Here is a 17,359-nt window from a genome sequence, read left to right as displayed (position 1 = left end):
TTTTGTTTATGAAATGCTCAATGCCTTCAGATTACTTTTGATACAAGCTCTTTTTTCCTGAAAATGGTTTTCATCCCCTTTGCTGAATTCCCTCTTTCATGAATGTTTTATTTTTAATCCAGGTCAGGATCAGTATCCAATACCTGTACGCGCCCCACCTGTCCATCTTCCAGTCGCACCTTGATACCCCTGGAATGAAATGCTGCTGAGGTCAGCAGATCCTGAACAATCCCATAAGTAATCTTTCCGCTCCGCTGGTCTTTTTTGAGTATTATGCCTACTTCCAGGCCCGGATAAATGTCTTTTCTATATTGTCCTTCTGATTTCATAAAATAAAATTAAAACCTTTGTCCGGATTTTCCATTTCCCTGTGTCATTAAGGAAATAAAACCCACACAATATGGAAAATCGTATCGTAAATCATGATGAATGGGTAGCAGCCCGCAAAGCCTTCCTGGTAAAAGAAAAAGAATATACCCACCTCCGCGATAAGCTGGCGAAGGAGCGCCAGGCGCTGCCCTGGGAAAAGGTAGACACGAATTATGTATTTGAGGGTCCTCATGGCAAGGTGACCCTTTCGGATTTGTTTGAAGGCCGTAGTCAGCTGCTGGTGCAACACTTTATGATGGGGCCGGACTGGAAGGAGGGCTGTGTAGGCTGTTCTTTCATGGCGGATCATGTACCGGGTGCATTAGTACATCTGAATAATCATGATGTGTCCTTTGCGGCTGTATCAAGAGCGCCCATTGAGAATATCGAAGCATTCAGACAGCGCATGGGATGGAATTTCCCCTGGGTATCTTCCGGACAGAATAGCTTTAATTTTGATTATAATGTATCTTTTAAAAAGCAGGATACAGTATATTACAATTACGAGACGAGTAAATTCGGGGGAGAGGAATTGCCGGGAATCAGTGTTTTTTATAAGGATGAGAATGGGCAGATCTTTCATACATATTCCTCGTATGCGAGGGGAAATGAGGAGTTCCTGGGTACTTATGTGATGCTGGATCTGATGCCTAAGGGCAGGAATGAAGAGAACGGATTGCAGGATTGGGTAAGGCATCATGACAAATATGATGTTGTGAAGGAGCATAAATGTTGTCACTCATGAACTGCGGGTGTGAGCACAGCGGGGACCAGGTTACAGGAGGAATGAGCACCGTTGTTGCCAAACGTAGTATCCATAAGAAAGTACATCCCGCCCGGATCCTTTTGCCCGGCATCCTGCTCATGCTGATTCCCAAATGTCCACTCTGCCTGGCCGCCTGGATCGCACTTGGTACAGGGATTGGCATCTCCTTTACAGTAGCCGCCTGGCTTCGCTGGGCCCTGATCGCAATAGCTATAATTTCCCTTTGTTATCTCATATTTAAAAGTACTGTACAGTTATGGAAAAATTCATGCTCCTCGTCAGGGAAGACCTGAAAAAATTAAAAGAATATACAGACCAGGACCGGGAAGAAGGTGTAAAGGAAATGATGGAATGGGTAGAAGGATTAGGGGATAGTTTTATAGGTGGGGAACCCTTATGGCCTGAAGGGCGCTATGTGAGTAAAGACGGCATTGTTTCCGACGGTCCGTTTATAGAAGCCAAAGAAGGCATTAGTGGTTATATCATGATCAATGCGGAAAACCTGGAGCAGGCGGCTGCCATTGCAGGGAGCTGCCCGATATTACAGCGTGGGGAGCTGGAAATGGAAGTAAGACCTATTTTGATTTCAGAATTTCCGAATGGCTGATCAGCATAATAAAGTGCAACAGGAAATAGACCGTTTGTACAAACAGCACTTTGGCAAGATGGTCGCTTCCCTGTTGCGCTTTTCCAAAGACATAGACCTGGATACGGCGGAAGACCTGGTTCAGGATGCCTTTACAGCTGCTTTATCCCACTGGGAAAGGCAGTTGCCTGACAAACCTGCAGCCTGGATCTACAGCGTATGCAGGAACAAGGCGCTGAACAAACTCAGGGACGATAAGAAACTGCTGCGCCTGCACCAGGCACCGGAACCTGAAGATGCCGCAATGACGTTTTCTGCTGATTTCCCCGACGATGAACAGCTCCGTTTATTATTTGCCTGCGCCCACCCGGACCTTGCTCCCAAGGTGCAGGTAGTGATTACCCTGAAGTATGTGGTCAATTTCAAAGTAGCGACAATTGCGAATCTGCTGGGCATGACCATCGATGGCGTTGATAAATTACTGCTCAGGGCAAGACAAAAAATTAAGGAGGAAAAAATCCTGCTCGTCACACCTGCACCGGAGGCCATGACCCAACGCTTACCCATCGTACATAAAATTATTTATCTTATTTTTAATGAAGGGCATACTTCAGCAGAAGGAAAGGCATTGCTGCGGGAGGAGTTGTGTGAGGAAGCACTGATCCTGAATAAAGCCATTTTAGATAGCCATATGGGCAATAATGACAGCAGTGCCTTGTATGCGCTTATGTTGTTCAACGCTGCCCGTTTTAAGGCCCGTTTTGATGAAGATGGGGAACTGCTGGACCTGGAGCAACAAGACCGTTCATTATGGAATGAGGACCTGATCAGACTGGGTACACATTATTTTAATTTGTCTAAGGGCACACAATTATCATCCTATCATATTGAGGCCTATATCGCTTATCTGCACAGTACGGCAAGTTCATTTGCGAAGACGGACTGGAAAATGATTGCACAACTATACAGGCAACTCTTACCCAATCCATTTGTAGCGTTAAATTATGCAATAGCATTGTATTATGCAGGCGAGCGGGACAGCGCATTTGAAAAACTATCTGCACTGCAGCGTTCCGCATTTATGAACAATTATTATTTGCTGAATGCCACACTCGGCAAGCTGTATATGCAGGAAGGAGATCATGTACAGGCCGCTGCATACTTTTCTAAAACCCTTACCCAGACACGATCTTCGGCGGAAGCAAATTATATCAGGAAGATGTTGTCAAAGTTAAATTTGTAGACATTATCTTTAGGGATATTAATTGAGTTATGGAAGCAATCATGGCAGCAGGTTACGTGAACAATGCAGCATTGGAAACTATTATTAAGGACGAAAACTGGAAAGGAACTCCGGTTGATGCACGTGGACGTTATGTAAATTTGCAGCATCCATATTCACCTTCTTTTATGGAAGTGATCCGCTGGAAGATGAAGGAGAACCGATTCAAGGCAGAGAAGGAGAAATTGCGCTGGAAGCCGGATGTGCTGACAGACGCTAGCTGGCTGAATGGGGATGATGATGTCATTGCATGGCTGGGCCATTGTACTTTCTTCATTCGTATCGGTGGAATACGGCTGCTGACTGATCCGGTATTTGGGGATATTCTGGCAGTGAAGAGAGTATCACCCTTTCCTGTGAACCCGATATTGTTAACCAAGCTGGATTATATTTTACTTTCTCATGATCATCGAGATCACTGTGATAAACCCACATTGCAAAGACTGGCGAGGAATAATCCGAAGGCGACATATCTTGCAGGCCTGGGCATGGAGCCTTTGATCAGGGAATTTACCAGTTCAGAGCAGATCCAGGAGGCAGGCTGGTACCAGCAATATCAGACAGCACATATTAAGATCACGTACGTGCCTGCACGTCATTGGGGCAAACGGGGTGCATTTGATACCAACCGCCGGCTCTGGGGAGGCTTTGTGATAGAGTCTGCACAGCGACGTATTTATTTCGGCGGCGATAGTGGGTATGATACCCATTATCAGCAGTTGCAGGAAGTGTTTGGAGGATTTGATTATGCATTACTGGGCATTGGTGCTTTTGAACCGGAGTGGTTCATGCATCCTGTGCATCAGTCACCGGCACTGGCAATAAAAGCGATGGAAGAGTTGCAGGCAAAGCATGCGATCCCTATGCATTTTGGAACTTTTGACTTGTCCGATGAGCCGCTGGATTTACCATTGAAGGTGTTTAAGCAGGTGGCTACGGAGAACGGGTTGGAGAAAAGAATAAAGCCATTGAGGATAGGAGAGGCATTGCATTTGGCATAGCCCCCAAAATACGTTTTCCCAATAAATCTCAGCCTTTTCTAAATAAGGTTCATATATAAGTAACCCAGGTTATTTTCCTGCTATCTCCACACAGGAAAAACCCGTATCATTGAGTGTCACAGGTCACAGGAGCATTTTGTTCATCCATAAACCTTTCCACTCTATGAAAATCTTAATCACAGTACTGCTGGCACTTAGCACACCTTTTCTATCTTCCTGTGGTAAGCAATGGCAGGAAAAAGCCCCCGCTGCAGTCAGCGCCAAAGCTATCGCCGCTGCCGAAGCTGCCGAAACATGGGAAACGGTATTAGATGGCAACTCATTTGCCAGTTACACTGCTTTTGAAGCCGCCTGGAACTATCTGTATCCATGGGGCTCCGATCATAACGGTACTGCTCGTATGTATGGCAGCAGTACAGATCACAATCACATTTACCTGAACAATGGCGTACTTACCATCAAGGCGGCAAAGATCACCTGGGATGAAGGCACCAGCAGTTCAAGCCCATACCTGGCTATTCATTATCATTCAGGCGCGATCAACACAAAAGAACATGTGTTGGTCAATGATCAATTTCCTAACTGGGAAGTGAAATGCGATTTCCAGGTACCTACTGTTACCGGCTCATGGCCGGCCTTCTGGCTCACCGGCGTAAACAGCTGGCCGCCCGAAAGCGATATTATGGAGTTCAAAGGTAGCGCTGTCAACTGGCAGAATACTTTTAGAACCTCTTCTGATGTATCCAGTACATTGACCACCGTATCATCACCGGGTAGCTGGCATACCTACCGGGCATGGATTACGAAAGTGAGTGATACCAATGTAGACATTCACTATTATATTGACGGTGTTTGGAAAGGCGTACACAATGCCAATTTTGTAGGCAAACCACTGTATGTGATCATTAATATGCAGATGGAAGGATCCAGTGGAACACCCGGCCCTACAGCAGATACCTATCTGTATGCGAAAAATATTTATATAGGACGAACCCGGACTTATTAATTCATGCTCCCTGTGATCTGTATTTTTATCTTTAACTGAAATAAGTAATTATCCGGCTTTATCACGATACCAGTGCCTTCTGTTTATGCCCATCCGGCTTCACCTTCAGCAACTTTACCAATATAGGTAATGTCAACCCCTGCATCAACAGGGAAATTACCACCACCAATACCGCGATAAAAATAATCGTATCCCGCTGCGGAAAGGGCTGCCCGTTATCCAGCTTCTCCGGCAGTGCCAGTGCAGTAGCCAGAGATACAATCCCACGCATCCCCGACCAGCCCAGGATAAGGCATGTCTTCCAGTCCAGCAACGCCTTCTTATGCTTATCCGTACCTGTTTTACGGAAGGTGAGATAGTGCCGGCGGCTTTCTAAAAAGATCCGTACCACACGGATCGCAATCGTAACAAATACGATCAGGAAACTATACCCGATCAGTGGCAGGATCTGTATACTTTTTACATTGTGAATCACATAAGGAAACTCCAGTCCGATAAGAATAAACACCAGGCCATTCAGAATGAAAACAATGATATCCCAGAAGGCTTTGGACTGTGCTTTGGTTGAAGCGGGGAAATACATGCTCGTAAGCCGGGCCGTAAAGATCCCCAATACCACCACTGCAATCACACCTGAAACATGCAGATCTTCCGCCAGCGAATAGGTCACAAAAGGGAACAGCAATGTGAAGCTGATCGCTACAATCCCATTCTGGCGCGTATGATGTAAGATGAATTGTAACAACTTTCCCGCCAGGCCACCCAGCAGTACCCCACCGGCTATGAGCAGGATAAATTGCCAGCCTGCCTTATACCAGATAAAAGTACTCCCTGCTACCGCCGCCACTGCAAAACGATAAGCAATAAGACCCGAGGCATCATTGATCAGGCTTTCCCCTTCCAGGATCGTCAGCGTCTTATGGTTGAGACCAAGTCCCTTGGTAATGCTGGTAGCAGCTACTGCATCAGTAGCAGATAACACGGCACCTAATACAAACGCCAGTGGCCAGGCCATTCCCATCAGGTAATGCGCCAGTAGTGCAATACCGCCTGTGGTAATGAATACAACTGTAAAAGCCAGCGTATTAATGGTTTTACCATTATTTTTAAATTCCTGGATAGAGATATTACAGGCTGCGTCATACAGCATAGGAGGAAGGAAGATCAGGAATACGATTTCTGGACTGATCGTGATCTGTGGCATACCGGGCACAAAACCCAGCGCAATACCAGCGGTTACGAGCAATACAGGATAAGGCTTCTTTAATTTATCTGCAAATGCCGAGAGTGCCATCATGACCCCCAGAATAAGCATGACGATGCTGTAATTTTCCATTTGGCGCTAAAGCCGGCAAAATAATAAATAATTTTAATAAGCTGCGTGTAATAATAAGGTTGCCTGCAATTCCTCCGCTTTTTCCAGCAGGCTTTTGTCCTTCACATATGCGCTGATATTCCACACATCACTCAATAGATTTTCCTTATAGACTTCCGAGAAATCATAATAATTCAGGTCGAGCTGCCACTCCCTTGTGATGTAATCATATATACCCTGGTTGGTTTTCGACAAACAGGTATGATCAATCACCAGGCAGGTGCCTGTGGGCTGCTGGAGCAGGTGCTGCAGGATACGTTGATTGTAGGTGATCCATGCTTTCAGGTACTTGTCACTCAGTTGATGTAACAGCTTCTTTTTGCGGGAAGTTTTTTTAAAGTATTTCCATATCAATAGTGGAAGACCACCTTTCACGGCATATTTGTGTTCCGATTTTTTGAAACGCCGGCTCAAAAGAGAACTCACTACACTCCTGTAATCTCTTAAGATCACCAGGTACTTTGCCTCCGGCAATATCACGCGGTAAGCATCCAGGAACAGGCAGGTGCGGGGATCTTTCCATCCCCATTGCGCTTGTGCAGATTGCTTCCTGCCGACCAGGTCATGTAATACTTTTTCCTGTCCGGCAGGAATGCAAAGATTTTCCAGATTTAACAAACCTTCATCATTGCCTGTCAGGTTGCGCAGAATGCCCCGGTGTGCTTCTACAAAATCTACATCCTCAAAATGCCCCTCTGTATTACCAATACCGGCACCCAAAAACTGATCACCCACATGCAGGCCACACTTATGCAGCCATTGAGTAACCAATGAAGTGCCAGACCGGTGCATACCGGTAATTACTACAACTTTTTTCTTCATTTGTATCTATGCTGTTATTGCCCGGTAAGAAATGGTTTGTGCCTGGATAGATGCCTGGATAAATTTGAACAGCTCATTGGTGCAGGCTGCCACCGTTTTTTCATTCGTCTTTAGGTGCAGATCAGGCGACAACGGTACTTCGAAAGGATCATTGACACCGGTGAGATTACGTAGTTTTTCAGGATGATGATCCGGTAGCATTGCACGTTTGTAAAGACCTTTGGTGTCTCTTTGTACCAGTTCTTCCACCGGACAATCAACGAATACTGTTTTCACATGTTCATAAGCGTTAGTCAGCTCTTCGCGCATAGCGCTGTAAGGGTTTATTGCACTGATAATGCATATGATGCCGTGGCGGGAGAGGCGGCTGGCCACGAAACCCAGTCTGCGGATGTTTTCGCAACGATCTTCTTTTGAAAATCCCAGGTCCCTGCAAAGGAATTCCCGGTAGCTGTCACCATCAATAATTTCAATGGGAGTGCCATATGCCATGGCTTTTCTTTTTACACTGGTAGCAATTGTAGTTTTTCCTGCGCCAGAAAGTCCGCATAGTTGAATAATCATCGCATATAAATTTAAAAGGTTGACAGTTAGCTGCAGATAAGGAATAACAGGTTACATGGCGGGTAGATCGTAAATCGTAGAAGAGATAATAGTTCGCAAATAATACCCCTTTAGCATTTGGATATGATGCTCTAAAGTATAAAAAATCTTTATAAATCCACCTGCATTAAGATAAATATAACAATTGTATCGACAAACGGCAATTAGAAATGCTCTATGGTATAGTGTCAATGCTACATTTTTTTTACATTTATGCCCGATTTACCACCACCACCTCCGGTAATTTTTACTTAGATGTATAAGTTTATTGTGTTGCTATGCCTGTGTTCCACGGCTTTTGGGCAAAGAAAAATGGAATACCTTGACAGGGGTATAGTGGTAGTTCGTCACCAGCAGGATAGCGTATTCCTCAGCTGGCGGCTGCTTGCCACGGACCCCGGGCAGGTAGCCTTCAATGTTTATCGTGATCATAAACTGCAAAATCGTACACCTTTAAGCAAGGCAAACTGTTTCACTGCTGCATGGACAGATACTACGCTTGATAGTAAATGGACAGTTGTGCCTGTAATCAATGGCCGCGAACATCCTGGAAACGATAAATTTTTGTTAAAAGCACATACCCCGGTACAACAGTATCTCAACATCCCTTTAAACCGGCCTGCCGGAAAATATAGTGCTAATGATGCAACCCTGGGCGATCTGGACGGGGATGGCCGTTATGAAATCATCCTGAAATGGGATCCTGACAATGCAAAGAATCCACCGCAGACAGGCCTTACTGACAACCAGCTGATTGATGCCTATACGTTGGATGGACAATTCCTCTGGCGCATAGACCTTGGCAAAAATATCCGCTCGGGTGCTGCCTATACACAGATGCTGGTCTATGACCTGGATGGCGATGGCAAAGCCGAACTGGTATGCAAAACCGCCGATGGCACAATCGACGGAAAGGGCAAAGCCATTGGTGATAAAGACAAGGACTGGCGCAAACTTACAGATGAACATGATGGTAAATATGGCAAGATCCTGGACGGACCTGAATACCTGACTGTATTCAACGGGCAGACAGGTGCTGCCATGGCCACTGTTCCCTTTATCCCCGACCGTTATCCCCTGGATGGATGGGGCGGGATAGGTGGTAATGGCGGCAATGATAGCACCGGTGGCCGTGCCGACCGGTATACGGCAGGTATCGCTTACCTTGATGGAATACATCCCAGTGTAGTATTTGTGAGAGGCTGGTATGGCCGGTCTGTACTTGCTGCCTGGGACTATCACGATGGACAATTAAGCAGTCGCTGGACCTTTGATACACATGATGGCAACAATCCTTATTCAGGAATGGGCAATCATAGCCTGGTCGTAGCTGACGTGGACGGGGATGGAAAAGATGAAATCTGCATAGGAGCCATGACTGTTGATGATAATGGCAAAGGATTATATACAACCGGTCTGCGGCATGGCGATGCTCTCCATTTAACCGATATGGATCCCGGTCATCCGGGTATGGAAGTATTCGGCATTCATGAAAATGAAGACAGAACGATTGCCTTGCAAACGCCTGGGGTTGCCATGTTTGATGCTGCTACGGGGAAGATCTTGTGGAGCCTGGGCCCAGGTGCTGACGTAGGCAGGGGCGTAGCGGCGGACATTGATCCCACACATCCGGGTTTTGAGAACTGGGGCGGTCCGGGTGGACTGAGAGATGTACATGGCAAAACGATTACAGCAAAAACGCCGGCATCTACCAACTTCGTGATCTGGTGGGATGGTGATCTGACACGCGAATTGTTGGATAAGAACCGGATTGATAAATGGGATTGGCAAAAGGATACAACAATCAATTTACTGACAGCTACAGGATGTGTAGCAAATAATGGTACGAAAGCAACACCCTGCCTGAGTGCGGATCTTTTTGGTGACTGGCGTGAAGAAGTGATCTGGCGTACAGCAGATAATAGTGCACTGCGCATTTATACCACCACGATCCCTACAGCCTACAGGTTTACGACCTGGATGCAGGATCCCCAGTACCGCCTCGCTATTGCCTGGCAAAACGTAAGTTATAACCAGCCTCCACATCCCGGATTTTACTTTGGAGCTGGAATGCAAAAACCCGTCAGACCGAATATTAAAATAAATGGAACAAGGTAATCTTTCCCGAAGAGATTTTATGAAGCAATCGATGATTATAAGTGCAGGGTTACCCATAGCAACATCTTTACAATCATGGATGCCTGGGACCAACATGCAGGATAATATGCCATTGCACTGGCTGGGTGATAAAGCGCCGAAACTGAGTATCGGTGCTACCTGGGGAGTACCCTGGCCGCAGGGGGCTGTGAAGAAATCACATGGATTTGTACTGGAAAGCAGCGGGCAGGCTGTGAACCTCCAGTCCTGGCCACTGGCTTACTGGCCGGATGGCTCGCTGAAGTGGACTGCCCACGCAATAGGCGCGAATAAAGGATTGACAGATCAGCTGGTGTTGAAGACCGTCTCAACGTCTACTGCCAGCGGGCTTGTAAAAGTAAAAGAGGAAGATGACCATTATTTAATTGATAATGGATTGCTGCAATGCAGGGTTGAAAAAAGCGGGGAATATTTAATCAGCAACATCACTAAAAACGGAAAGCTTGTAGCCACAAAAGGAAAGCTGGTATTACAGGTGCAAAATGCAGCAGAGCAGGCAACAGTTCATGATAATTATGTATCACAGATCACAGCGGTAATAGTGGAACAATCCGGTCCGGTAAGAGCGGTGGTCAAAATAACCGGGCTTCATGTCACTGCCGCAAAAAAGAATTTACTTCCCTTCATCGTGCGGCTTTATTTTTACGAAGAAAGTGAAGCAATCCGCATCCTTCATACCATCATTTATGACGGGGATGAGTATAAGGATTTCATCAGTGGTATAGGAATCCGGTTCAGTATTCCCCTCGATGGTGAAACCTACAACCGGCACATTCGCTTTACAGGAGAAAATGAAGGCGTTTTTGCCGAGGCAGTGAAAGGATTGACCGGTTTGCGCCGGGACCCCGGAGAAGCCGCCAGAAATGCCCAGATCGCAGGGAAAACAGTAGAAGATGTATCGGCTATCAAAGATAAATTGCAATACATCCCTGATTTTGGAGATTATACCTTATTTCAGCCTACTCCTGATGCATTTGAAATTCAAAAGCGCACTAAAGAAGGTTATGGATGGATTCAGTCGGCCTATGGCCGCAGGGCTTCCGGTACAGCTTATGTAGGTACACCTGGTGGCGGTCTTGCATTTGGCATCCGCAACTTCTGGCAAAGCTATCCTGCCCAGCTGGACATCCGCCATGCACATACCCCGGAGGCCGTTGTTACGATGTGGTTCTGGGCGCCAAAGGCCAATGCCATGGATCTTCGTTTTTATCATGATGGTATGGGACAGGATACTTTCGAAAAGCAGCGGGAAGGATTAGATATTACTTACGAAGATTACGAACCTGGTTTCGGTACCCCTCATGGTGTAGCCCGTACCAGCGAAGCACAGATCTGGGCCCTCTCCGCTACACCTGATAACGCGTTTTTAAGCCAGGTAGCCGCCTACATCCAGGATCCGGATACCATTACCTGCGCAACAAATCAATGGCAGTTGGCCGGCGTATTTGGGGGCAACTGGAACCAGGCCTTCACGCCATCTCCGGCTAAAAATAAAATGCAGGAGCAACTGGATTTTTATTTCAACTATTATCACCAACAGGTGGAAGAAAGACGTTGGTACGGCTTCTGGAACTATGGCGATGTGATGCACACCTATGATAGTGACCGGCATGTGTGGCGCTATGATGTAGGAGGCTTTGCCTGGGATAATTCTGAATTGTCTACAGACCTCTGGCTCTGGTATTATTACCTGCATACCGGCCGTAAAGATGCGTTTCGCATGGCGGAGGCGATGACACGACATACGGGGGAAGTAGACGTATATCATATCGGCAGGTTTGCCCCGCTGGGTTCCCGGCACAATGTACAACACTGGGGATGTAGTGCTAAACAACTACGTATTTCAACTGTTGCCAATCGCCGTTTCTACTATTACCTCACAGCCGATGAAAGGGTCGGAGACCTGATGCAGGCAGAAGTAGATGCTGCATATACATTACGTACAATTGTACCCGGACGTAAAATAGGGCAGCCTATTGGCGATCCGGATGGGAAATATGCAGGCGTGTCATTTGGTACGGATTGGGGCTCCCTGGCCGCTGCATGGCTCACTGAATGGGAAAGGCACGGAACACCGCTTGCGAAGGAAAGGTTACTCAACAGTATGGAAACTATCGCTGCTCAACCGCATGGATTCTTTACCGGTTCCGCAGAGATGGAACTCGCTACCGGCAAATTCCGCCCCGCAGCAGCAGATAAGATTTCCGTATCTCACCTGAGCGCCGTATTTGGACTACCGGAAATCTGCATGGAACTGGTGGCATTGATCCCGATGCCTGCATTTGAAAAGGCCTGGATAGCCTATTGTACATTGTACAATGCGACACCCGAAGAACAGAAGGCTGCATTGGGAAAATCACTGGGCAAACTGAATTTGAAACAAGGTCATGCCCGCCTCACTGCATTTGCGGCCCGCGTGAAGAAAGACCCAAAACTGGCTGCCCGTGCCTGGGATGAATTCCTGGGTGGCGAAGCAGGTATTAAAAAGATGAGTACCAAAGTGGATACCCTGCATGGTCCCGAAGTATTAAATGCCTTGGAGGAAGCTCCCGGTGTATCTACAAACGCGGTTGCACAATGGGGCTTAACGGCAATGGCTATGTTAGACCTGGCAGGAAATGCCTACAACGAATAAAACGATGAAACAATTACTGATCTTACTCCTCTTTTCACAAATCGCCCTGGCGCAGAAAATCAGCTTTACTACGCCACTGGATACTACATTGTGGAAAGCAGAAATAGCGCCTAAACCTGGATCCCGGGTATACACTGCAAACGGCAGACTTGTCCTGGATACCAAAGGCGGCGTTACCGTATGGTTAAATAAGGAACTGAGCGGCAATTTCACCATTGAATACAAAAGAACGGTGGCCGTAAATGGTGGAGTCAATGACCGTCTTTCTGATCTCAATATGTTCTGGATGGCGCAGAACCCGGGCTTTCAACGTCATGGGGTGCTGGAGGAATACGACTCCCTGCAATTGTACTATATCGGCATAGGAGGTAATACAAACACTACGACCCGCTTCAGAAAGTATGAAGGTACCGGCGAGCGAAGACTGATCCGGGAATATACAGACAGCGCACATTTACTCAAAGCAAATCATATTTATACCATTCGTATCGTTGTAAAAGATGGAACCAGTAGCGTGTTTGTAGATGGAGTGCAATATTTTACATACACTGATCCTCAGCCCCTACGCAAAGGTTATTTTGGGTTCAGGTCCACCTGGTCCAGGCAAATAATTAGTGACTTTAAAATTTACCAATAATGTACAAACTGTTGTTAACTGTTATCACCGCTGCCTTTTTAATGAGCGCAGCGCCGCATAAGCCTACCTTGTACCTGATAGGCGATAGTACTGTCAAAAACGGGAAAGATAAGGGCGATGGCGACCTGTGGGGATGGGGGCATTTCATAGGCGATTACTTTGATACTACAAAAATAACGGTGGTAAATCGTGCACTGGGTGGCACCAGCAGCCGTACTTACAGGACCAAAGGACTCTGGGATTCCGTGCTGTCCAAAATACAGGCCGGTGATTATGTCATCATGCAATTTGGTCATAATGACGGTGCCCCACTGGATGATACAGCCCGGGCCAGGGGTACTATCAAAGGTATTGGCGACGAGCAGAAGGAAATATATAATCCAATTACCAGGCAACAGGAAATTGTGCATTCTTACGGCTGGTACCTGGCGCAGATCATCAAAGAAGCCAAAGCCAAAGGTGCAACTCCCATCGTGTGTTCACCCATTCCCCGCAATGTATGGAAGGATGGAAAAGTAGCAAGAAATAACCAGGATTATGGTCTGTGGGCAAAACAGGTCGCAGAGCGGGAAGGAGTGGATTTTATAGACCTCAATACATTGATTGCGGATATATATGATCAGGAAGGGGAAGCGAAGGTAGCGGGTACTTATTTTGGATCAAAAGATCATACGCATACGCTGGAAGCAGGAGCGAAGCTTAATGCAGGGGAAGTGATAGAAGGGATTAAAAAGCTGCGCCTGAAAAAATACCTGAAATAATTTGCCGCCCTGCCGGGATCACAGCCCGGCGGGGCCCACTCATCAAGAATATAACTGTACCTTCTCGATCATCTCCACGATATTCGTCACCTGCAGTTTCTCGCAGATCCGTTTCTTATAAGTACTCACCGTAGATACCTGCAGACTCAGTTTATCTGCAATATCCGCCACACTCAAGCCCTTTATCAGCAACTGCATAATATTGCTTTCCCTGTTAGACAGGCGGTCCAGGGGATTGACAGTCGTTTTCTTTTTGGTGATATTATTGAGGAGTGTTTGCTTCAGTGCAGGGCTTAGGTATTTTTCATCTCTCAGCAGGCTCTTGGTCGCATTTTTAATCTCTTCAATCCCCATCTTTTTCGAGAGGAAACCGTCGGCACCCGCTTCAAGGTAGCGCCAGCCGAAGATCTGTTCGTCATAACTGCTGAAGATGAGAATTTTAATATCCGGATGCCTTAAGCGGATAACATCCAGCATCTGGTGATTATTACCACCAGGCATATCTATGTCCAGAATCACAAGATCAAATGGTTTTGAAGCCAAAATTTTCAAAGTATCTTCAAAACTCCCCGCTTCACTCACATGCACATCTTCTATGGATTTCTGTAAAATGAGGGTTGTCCCATAACGTACAACCTCCTGATCGTCTACAACTAAAATGTTAGGCATATGGAGATATTAGGTAAATATACGGGGTAACGCGTAAACATCAAAACGGGAGCTGCTTTTTTTGTAGTAAAAAAACTACAAAAGAATACAATTAGTACTAACAATTTGATTTATTAAGATATATAATTTTGTTTCATGTGATTTAGTGCAAATAGTGAGTATAAATTCTTAAACAGCTACAATCTGGGGCAACCTTCATTAACGAAACCATCACTTCACCACAATCTGAAAAGAGTGAATTATGCACGCAGGAGGCGTGTCTCTTTTTTCCATCCAACTATCTTATTCCAAACAGTGAACAATATAAGTAATTGAGTTGCAATTGCTGCTTAAGGCATTATTACCTATCCTATATCCCTATCCTACGTACGAACAAAGGGGCTTTTCTGTCTGGCCTCGGACAGCAATTGCCCCTTTACTTTTTTATCCTACACTAATTTTTTGTACATTCAACTTTCAGTGCTTCATAAATAAGCACATGAAATGGAACTGTTCTTATGCCCACGTTAAAAACTAAAAAATCATCATGAGCTCTCGGAGAATTTTTATGCAACAAGCCGGCCTGATCGCCGCCGGACTTATGTTGAACCCGTCGGACATCTTCAGCCGAAGTCGCGCAAACACTGTTACCCAAATCGGTATCCAGCTATATACCCTGCGGGATCAGCTGACCAAAGACGTTAAGGATACCATTCAGAAGGTGGCAAAGACAGGCTATAATCATGTGGAGACCTACTACAGCTATAGTGGCCCCAATACACCAGCTAAGTTCTGGGGCCTGGATCCTAAGGCACTGAAGGCGCTCCTGGCTGAAAACAGGCTCAGCACCCACAGCGGCCACTACCAGCTGAACGACTTCCTCACCAGGGGTAATGGCAAGGACGATGCCCTGAAAGCACAACTGGAAATCGCCGCTACATTAGGGCAACATTACCTGGTAGTACCTGTACCTCCTATGAACCTGATCTCCAATTTGACCGGGGCAGACTTCCGGTTTATGGCCTCCCAGCTGAACAAAGCGGGAGAACTGGCCAAAAAATCAGGACTGAAAGTCGGCTATCACAACCACTTCTGGGAATTCAAACAACTCCCCGATGTAAAAGGTACCGGCTACGACATCCTGCTCAAAGAAACTGATCCTAACCTGGTAACACTGGAACTCGACATCTTCTGGGCTGAGAAATCAGGTATAGACCCAATCGCCCTTTTTAAGGCGCATCCGGGCCGTTTCTCCATGTGGCATGTAAAAGATATCGATAAGTCAGCCGCGGGCAAAATAACCGGTCCTGGTGAAGATGAGAAAGGTTTGAAAGACCTGATGAGTGAAATTAAGTTCGCCGAGGTAGGTTCCGGGGTAGTCGACTTCAAAAAAATCTTTGCAAACGCCAGTGAAGCGGGCGTGAAATACGCCTTTGTTGAGCAGGATCAGATCAGCATCGATCCCTTTGAAAGTATCAAAAAGAGCTACGATTATGTCAAATCGAACCTCTTAGTACGATAAGTATATTAGACAGGAGGCCTCGCGTCTCCTGTCTGTATAACATCTTTGTGTGAACTGGTAATAGTTTCTTAATATACCCCATCTAAATAAATTTTAACCTTTGTCTGTAGAAACAACACTTTAAACTGACAGATGAAAGTAGCCATGATTGCCCTGATGCTGGGCCTTACAGCATTCGCGTTTCCCGGAGAGGAACAGTTACCACTGAACAAAGTACAACGCATCGGATCCCACAACAGTTATAAAATTGCCATAGACCCTAAAGTGATGGACGTGATCCGCCAGCATAGCGGTGACGGTGCTTTAGGCCTGGAATATACCCACCTGTCGCTGGAGAACCAGCTGGACATCGGCCTGAGAGGACTGGAGCTGGATGTATATGCCGATAGTGCAGGCGGGAAATATGCGCATCCCTACGTATTGGAACAATTAGGTGTAAAACCTGTCTACAATACCGATGTCATGAAAGAACCGGGATTCAAAGTCTTTCATATGCAGGACCTGGATGTAAACAGCCATTGCCCTACCTTCAAAATGGCACTGGAACAACTGAAAAAATGGTCTGATGCAAACCCGGGTCATTCCCCTGTATTCATCACCATGAATGCGAAAGATGAGATCTCCAAACGCCCCGAATTTGCGAAACCTGAACCATTCACACCTGCGGTATATGACCGCCTCGACAGGGAAATTATCGATTATTTAGGAAAGGCTAAACTGATTACCCCTGATGATATCCGTGGTAAGGAGAAGACCCTGGAAGCTGCGGTGCTGAAAGGTGGCTGGCCTACCACTGCCCAGGCAAGAGGTAAGTTTATTTTCATCCTGGATGAAAAAGACCCTAAAATGACAGATTATATGCAGGGACATCCTTCCCTGGAAGGACGTGTGCTGTTTGTAAATGCTGCTGCAGGCCAACCGGAAGCAGCGATTATGATTATCAATGATGCGATCAGGGATCAGCAATTAATTCGCAATATGGTGGCCAAAGGTTATATCGTACGTACACGTGCAGATATGGATACAAAGGAGGCAAGAACGAATGATTATACAAGGTATAAGGCAGCCTGTGAGTCAGGAGCACAGATTATTACTACTGATTATTATATCAGGAGTACCTTATTCCCCTCTGATTATCTTGTGAACTTTGGGGATGATGTTTACAGCAGAAAAGATATCCGGTAATAAA

17 protein-coding genes are annotated in these 17,359 nt (G+C 46.2%); 12 read left to right on the top strand and 5 right to left on the bottom strand.

Going from position 1 to position 17,359, the window contains the following annotated elements; translation table 11 throughout:
• Positions 1-113: 113 nt before the first annotated feature.
• The gene (locus tag DXN04_RS20875) at positions 114-329 is read right to left on the bottom strand and encodes a YwbE family protein (protein WP_072357996.1); all 216 of its coding nucleotides are present in this window, start codon (positions 327-329) and stop codon (positions 114-116) included.
• 71 nt (positions 330-400) lie between these two features.
• Between DXN04_RS20875 and DXN04_RS20870 the strand changes: the two genes are divergently transcribed.
• From DXN04_RS20870 to DXN04_RS20850, 6 genes are all read left to right on the top strand, one after another.
• Positions 401-1,114, top strand: coding sequence for a DUF899 domain-containing protein (locus DXN04_RS20870; RefSeq protein ID WP_116855338.1), 714 nt, complete (start codon positions 401-403; stop codon positions 1,112-1,114).
• Positions 1,111-1,428, top strand: coding sequence for a hypothetical protein (locus tag DXN04_RS34605; RefSeq protein ID WP_147320011.1), 318 nt, complete (start codon positions 1,111-1,113; stop codon positions 1,426-1,428). The genes DXN04_RS20870 and DXN04_RS34605 overlap by 4 nt, the downstream gene beginning before the upstream one ends.
• Entirely contained in the window at positions 1,392-1,742 is a 351-nt protein-coding gene (locus tag DXN04_RS20865) for a YciI family protein (protein ID WP_116855337.1), read from the top strand. The genes DXN04_RS34605 and DXN04_RS20865 overlap by 37 nt, the downstream gene beginning before the upstream one ends.
• Positions 1,735-2,964 carry an RNA polymerase sigma factor gene (locus DXN04_RS20860; protein ID WP_116855336.1) on the top strand — a complete coding sequence of 410 codons (1,230 nt, stop codon included), beginning with the start codon at positions 1,735-1,737 and terminating at the stop codon, positions 2,962-2,964. Before DXN04_RS20865 ends, DXN04_RS20860 begins: the two co-directional genes overlap by 8 nt.
• Positions 2,965-2,993: 29 nt before the next feature.
• The gene (locus DXN04_RS20855; protein ID WP_233525651.1) at positions 2,994-4,004 is read left to right on the top strand and encodes an MBL fold metallo-hydrolase; all 1,011 of its coding nucleotides are present in this window, start codon (positions 2,994-2,996) and stop codon (positions 4,002-4,004) included.
• A gap of 163 nt (positions 4,005-4,167) precedes the next feature.
• Positions 4,168-5,010 (top strand): LamG domain-containing protein, encoded by an 843-nt coding sequence (locus DXN04_RS20850; protein ID WP_116855335.1) that lies wholly within the window; start codon positions 4,168-4,170, stop codon positions 5,008-5,010.
• Positions 5,011-5,071: 61 nt separating this feature from the next.
• Here DXN04_RS20850 and DXN04_RS20845 read toward each other — a convergent pair whose 3' ends face one another.
• The 3 genes from DXN04_RS20845 to cysC all read right to left on the bottom strand — a co-directional run bounded on the left by DXN04_RS20845 (position 5,072) and on the right by cysC (position 7,771).
• Positions 5,072-6,307 carry a Na+/H+ antiporter gene (locus DXN04_RS20845; protein ID WP_233525650.1) on the bottom strand — a complete coding sequence of 412 codons (1,236 nt, stop codon included), beginning with the start codon at positions 6,305-6,307 and terminating at the stop codon, positions 5,072-5,074.
• 72 nt (positions 6,308-6,379) lie between these two features.
• On the bottom strand, positions 6,380-7,207 hold the full coding sequence (locus tag DXN04_RS20840; RefSeq protein ID WP_116855333.1) for a sulfotransferase: 828 nt from the start codon (positions 7,205-7,207) through the stop codon (positions 6,380-6,382).
• 6 nt (positions 7,208-7,213) lie between these two features.
• A complete protein-coding gene (cysC, locus tag DXN04_RS20835) occupies positions 7,214-7,771 on the bottom strand; it encodes an adenylyl-sulfate kinase (protein ID WP_116855332.1) in 558 nt (185 codons plus the stop codon).
• 294 nt (positions 7,772-8,065) lie between these two features.
• On the opposite strand from cysC, the gene DXN04_RS20830 reads away from it, so the two are divergent.
• From DXN04_RS20830 to DXN04_RS20815, 4 genes are all read left to right on the top strand, one after another.
• Positions 8,066-9,928, top strand: a complete 1,863-nt coding sequence (locus DXN04_RS20830) for a rhamnogalacturonan lyase (RefSeq protein ID WP_116855331.1) — start codon at positions 8,066-8,068, stop codon at positions 9,926-9,928.
• A gap of 79 nt (positions 9,929-10,007) precedes the next feature.
• Positions 10,008-12,602 (top strand): exo-rhamnogalacturonan lyase family protein, encoded by a 2,595-nt coding sequence (locus DXN04_RS20825; RefSeq protein WP_199415095.1) that lies wholly within the window; start codon positions 10,008-10,010, stop codon positions 12,600-12,602.
• Positions 12,603-12,606: 4 nt separating this feature from the next.
• A complete protein-coding gene (locus DXN04_RS20820; RefSeq protein ID WP_199415094.1) occupies positions 12,607-13,239 on the top strand; it encodes a DUF6250 domain-containing protein in 633 nt (210 codons plus the stop codon).
• Positions 13,239-14,000, top strand: a complete 762-nt coding sequence (locus tag DXN04_RS20815) for a rhamnogalacturonan acetylesterase (RefSeq protein ID WP_116855328.1) — start codon at positions 13,239-13,241, stop codon at positions 13,998-14,000. The genes DXN04_RS20820 and DXN04_RS20815 overlap by 1 nt, the downstream gene beginning before the upstream one ends.
• Before the next feature lie 42 nt (positions 14,001-14,042).
• On the opposite strand, the gene DXN04_RS20810 is transcribed toward DXN04_RS20815, so the two are convergent.
• Positions 14,043-14,669 (bottom strand): response regulator, encoded by a 627-nt coding sequence (locus tag DXN04_RS20810; RefSeq protein WP_116855327.1) that lies wholly within the window; start codon positions 14,667-14,669, stop codon positions 14,043-14,045.
• A gap of 526 nt (positions 14,670-15,195) precedes the next feature.
• Here DXN04_RS20810 and DXN04_RS20805 point away from each other — a divergent pair.
• Both DXN04_RS20805 and DXN04_RS20800 read left to right on the top strand, forming a co-directional pair.
• Positions 15,196-16,170: a sugar phosphate isomerase/epimerase family protein gene (locus DXN04_RS20805; protein WP_116855326.1), complete on the top strand. Its 975-nt coding sequence runs from the start codon at positions 15,196-15,198 to the stop codon at positions 16,168-16,170.
• A gap of 132 nt (positions 16,171-16,302) precedes the next feature.
• Complete coding sequence (locus DXN04_RS20800) at positions 16,303-17,355, top strand: phosphatidylinositol-specific phospholipase C1-like protein (RefSeq protein ID WP_116855325.1); 1,053 nt, start codon at positions 16,303-16,305, stop codon at positions 17,353-17,355.
• The last annotated feature ends 4 nt before the right edge of the window (positions 17,356-17,359 follow it).

This window comes from Chitinophaga silvisoli, from assembly GCF_003412465.1.
In the GTDB taxonomy this organism is placed as follows: domain Bacteria; phylum Bacteroidota; class Bacteroidia; order Chitinophagales; family Chitinophagaceae; genus Chitinophaga; species Chitinophaga silvisoli.
This window is presented reverse-complemented; position numbering and strand designations above follow the sequence as displayed.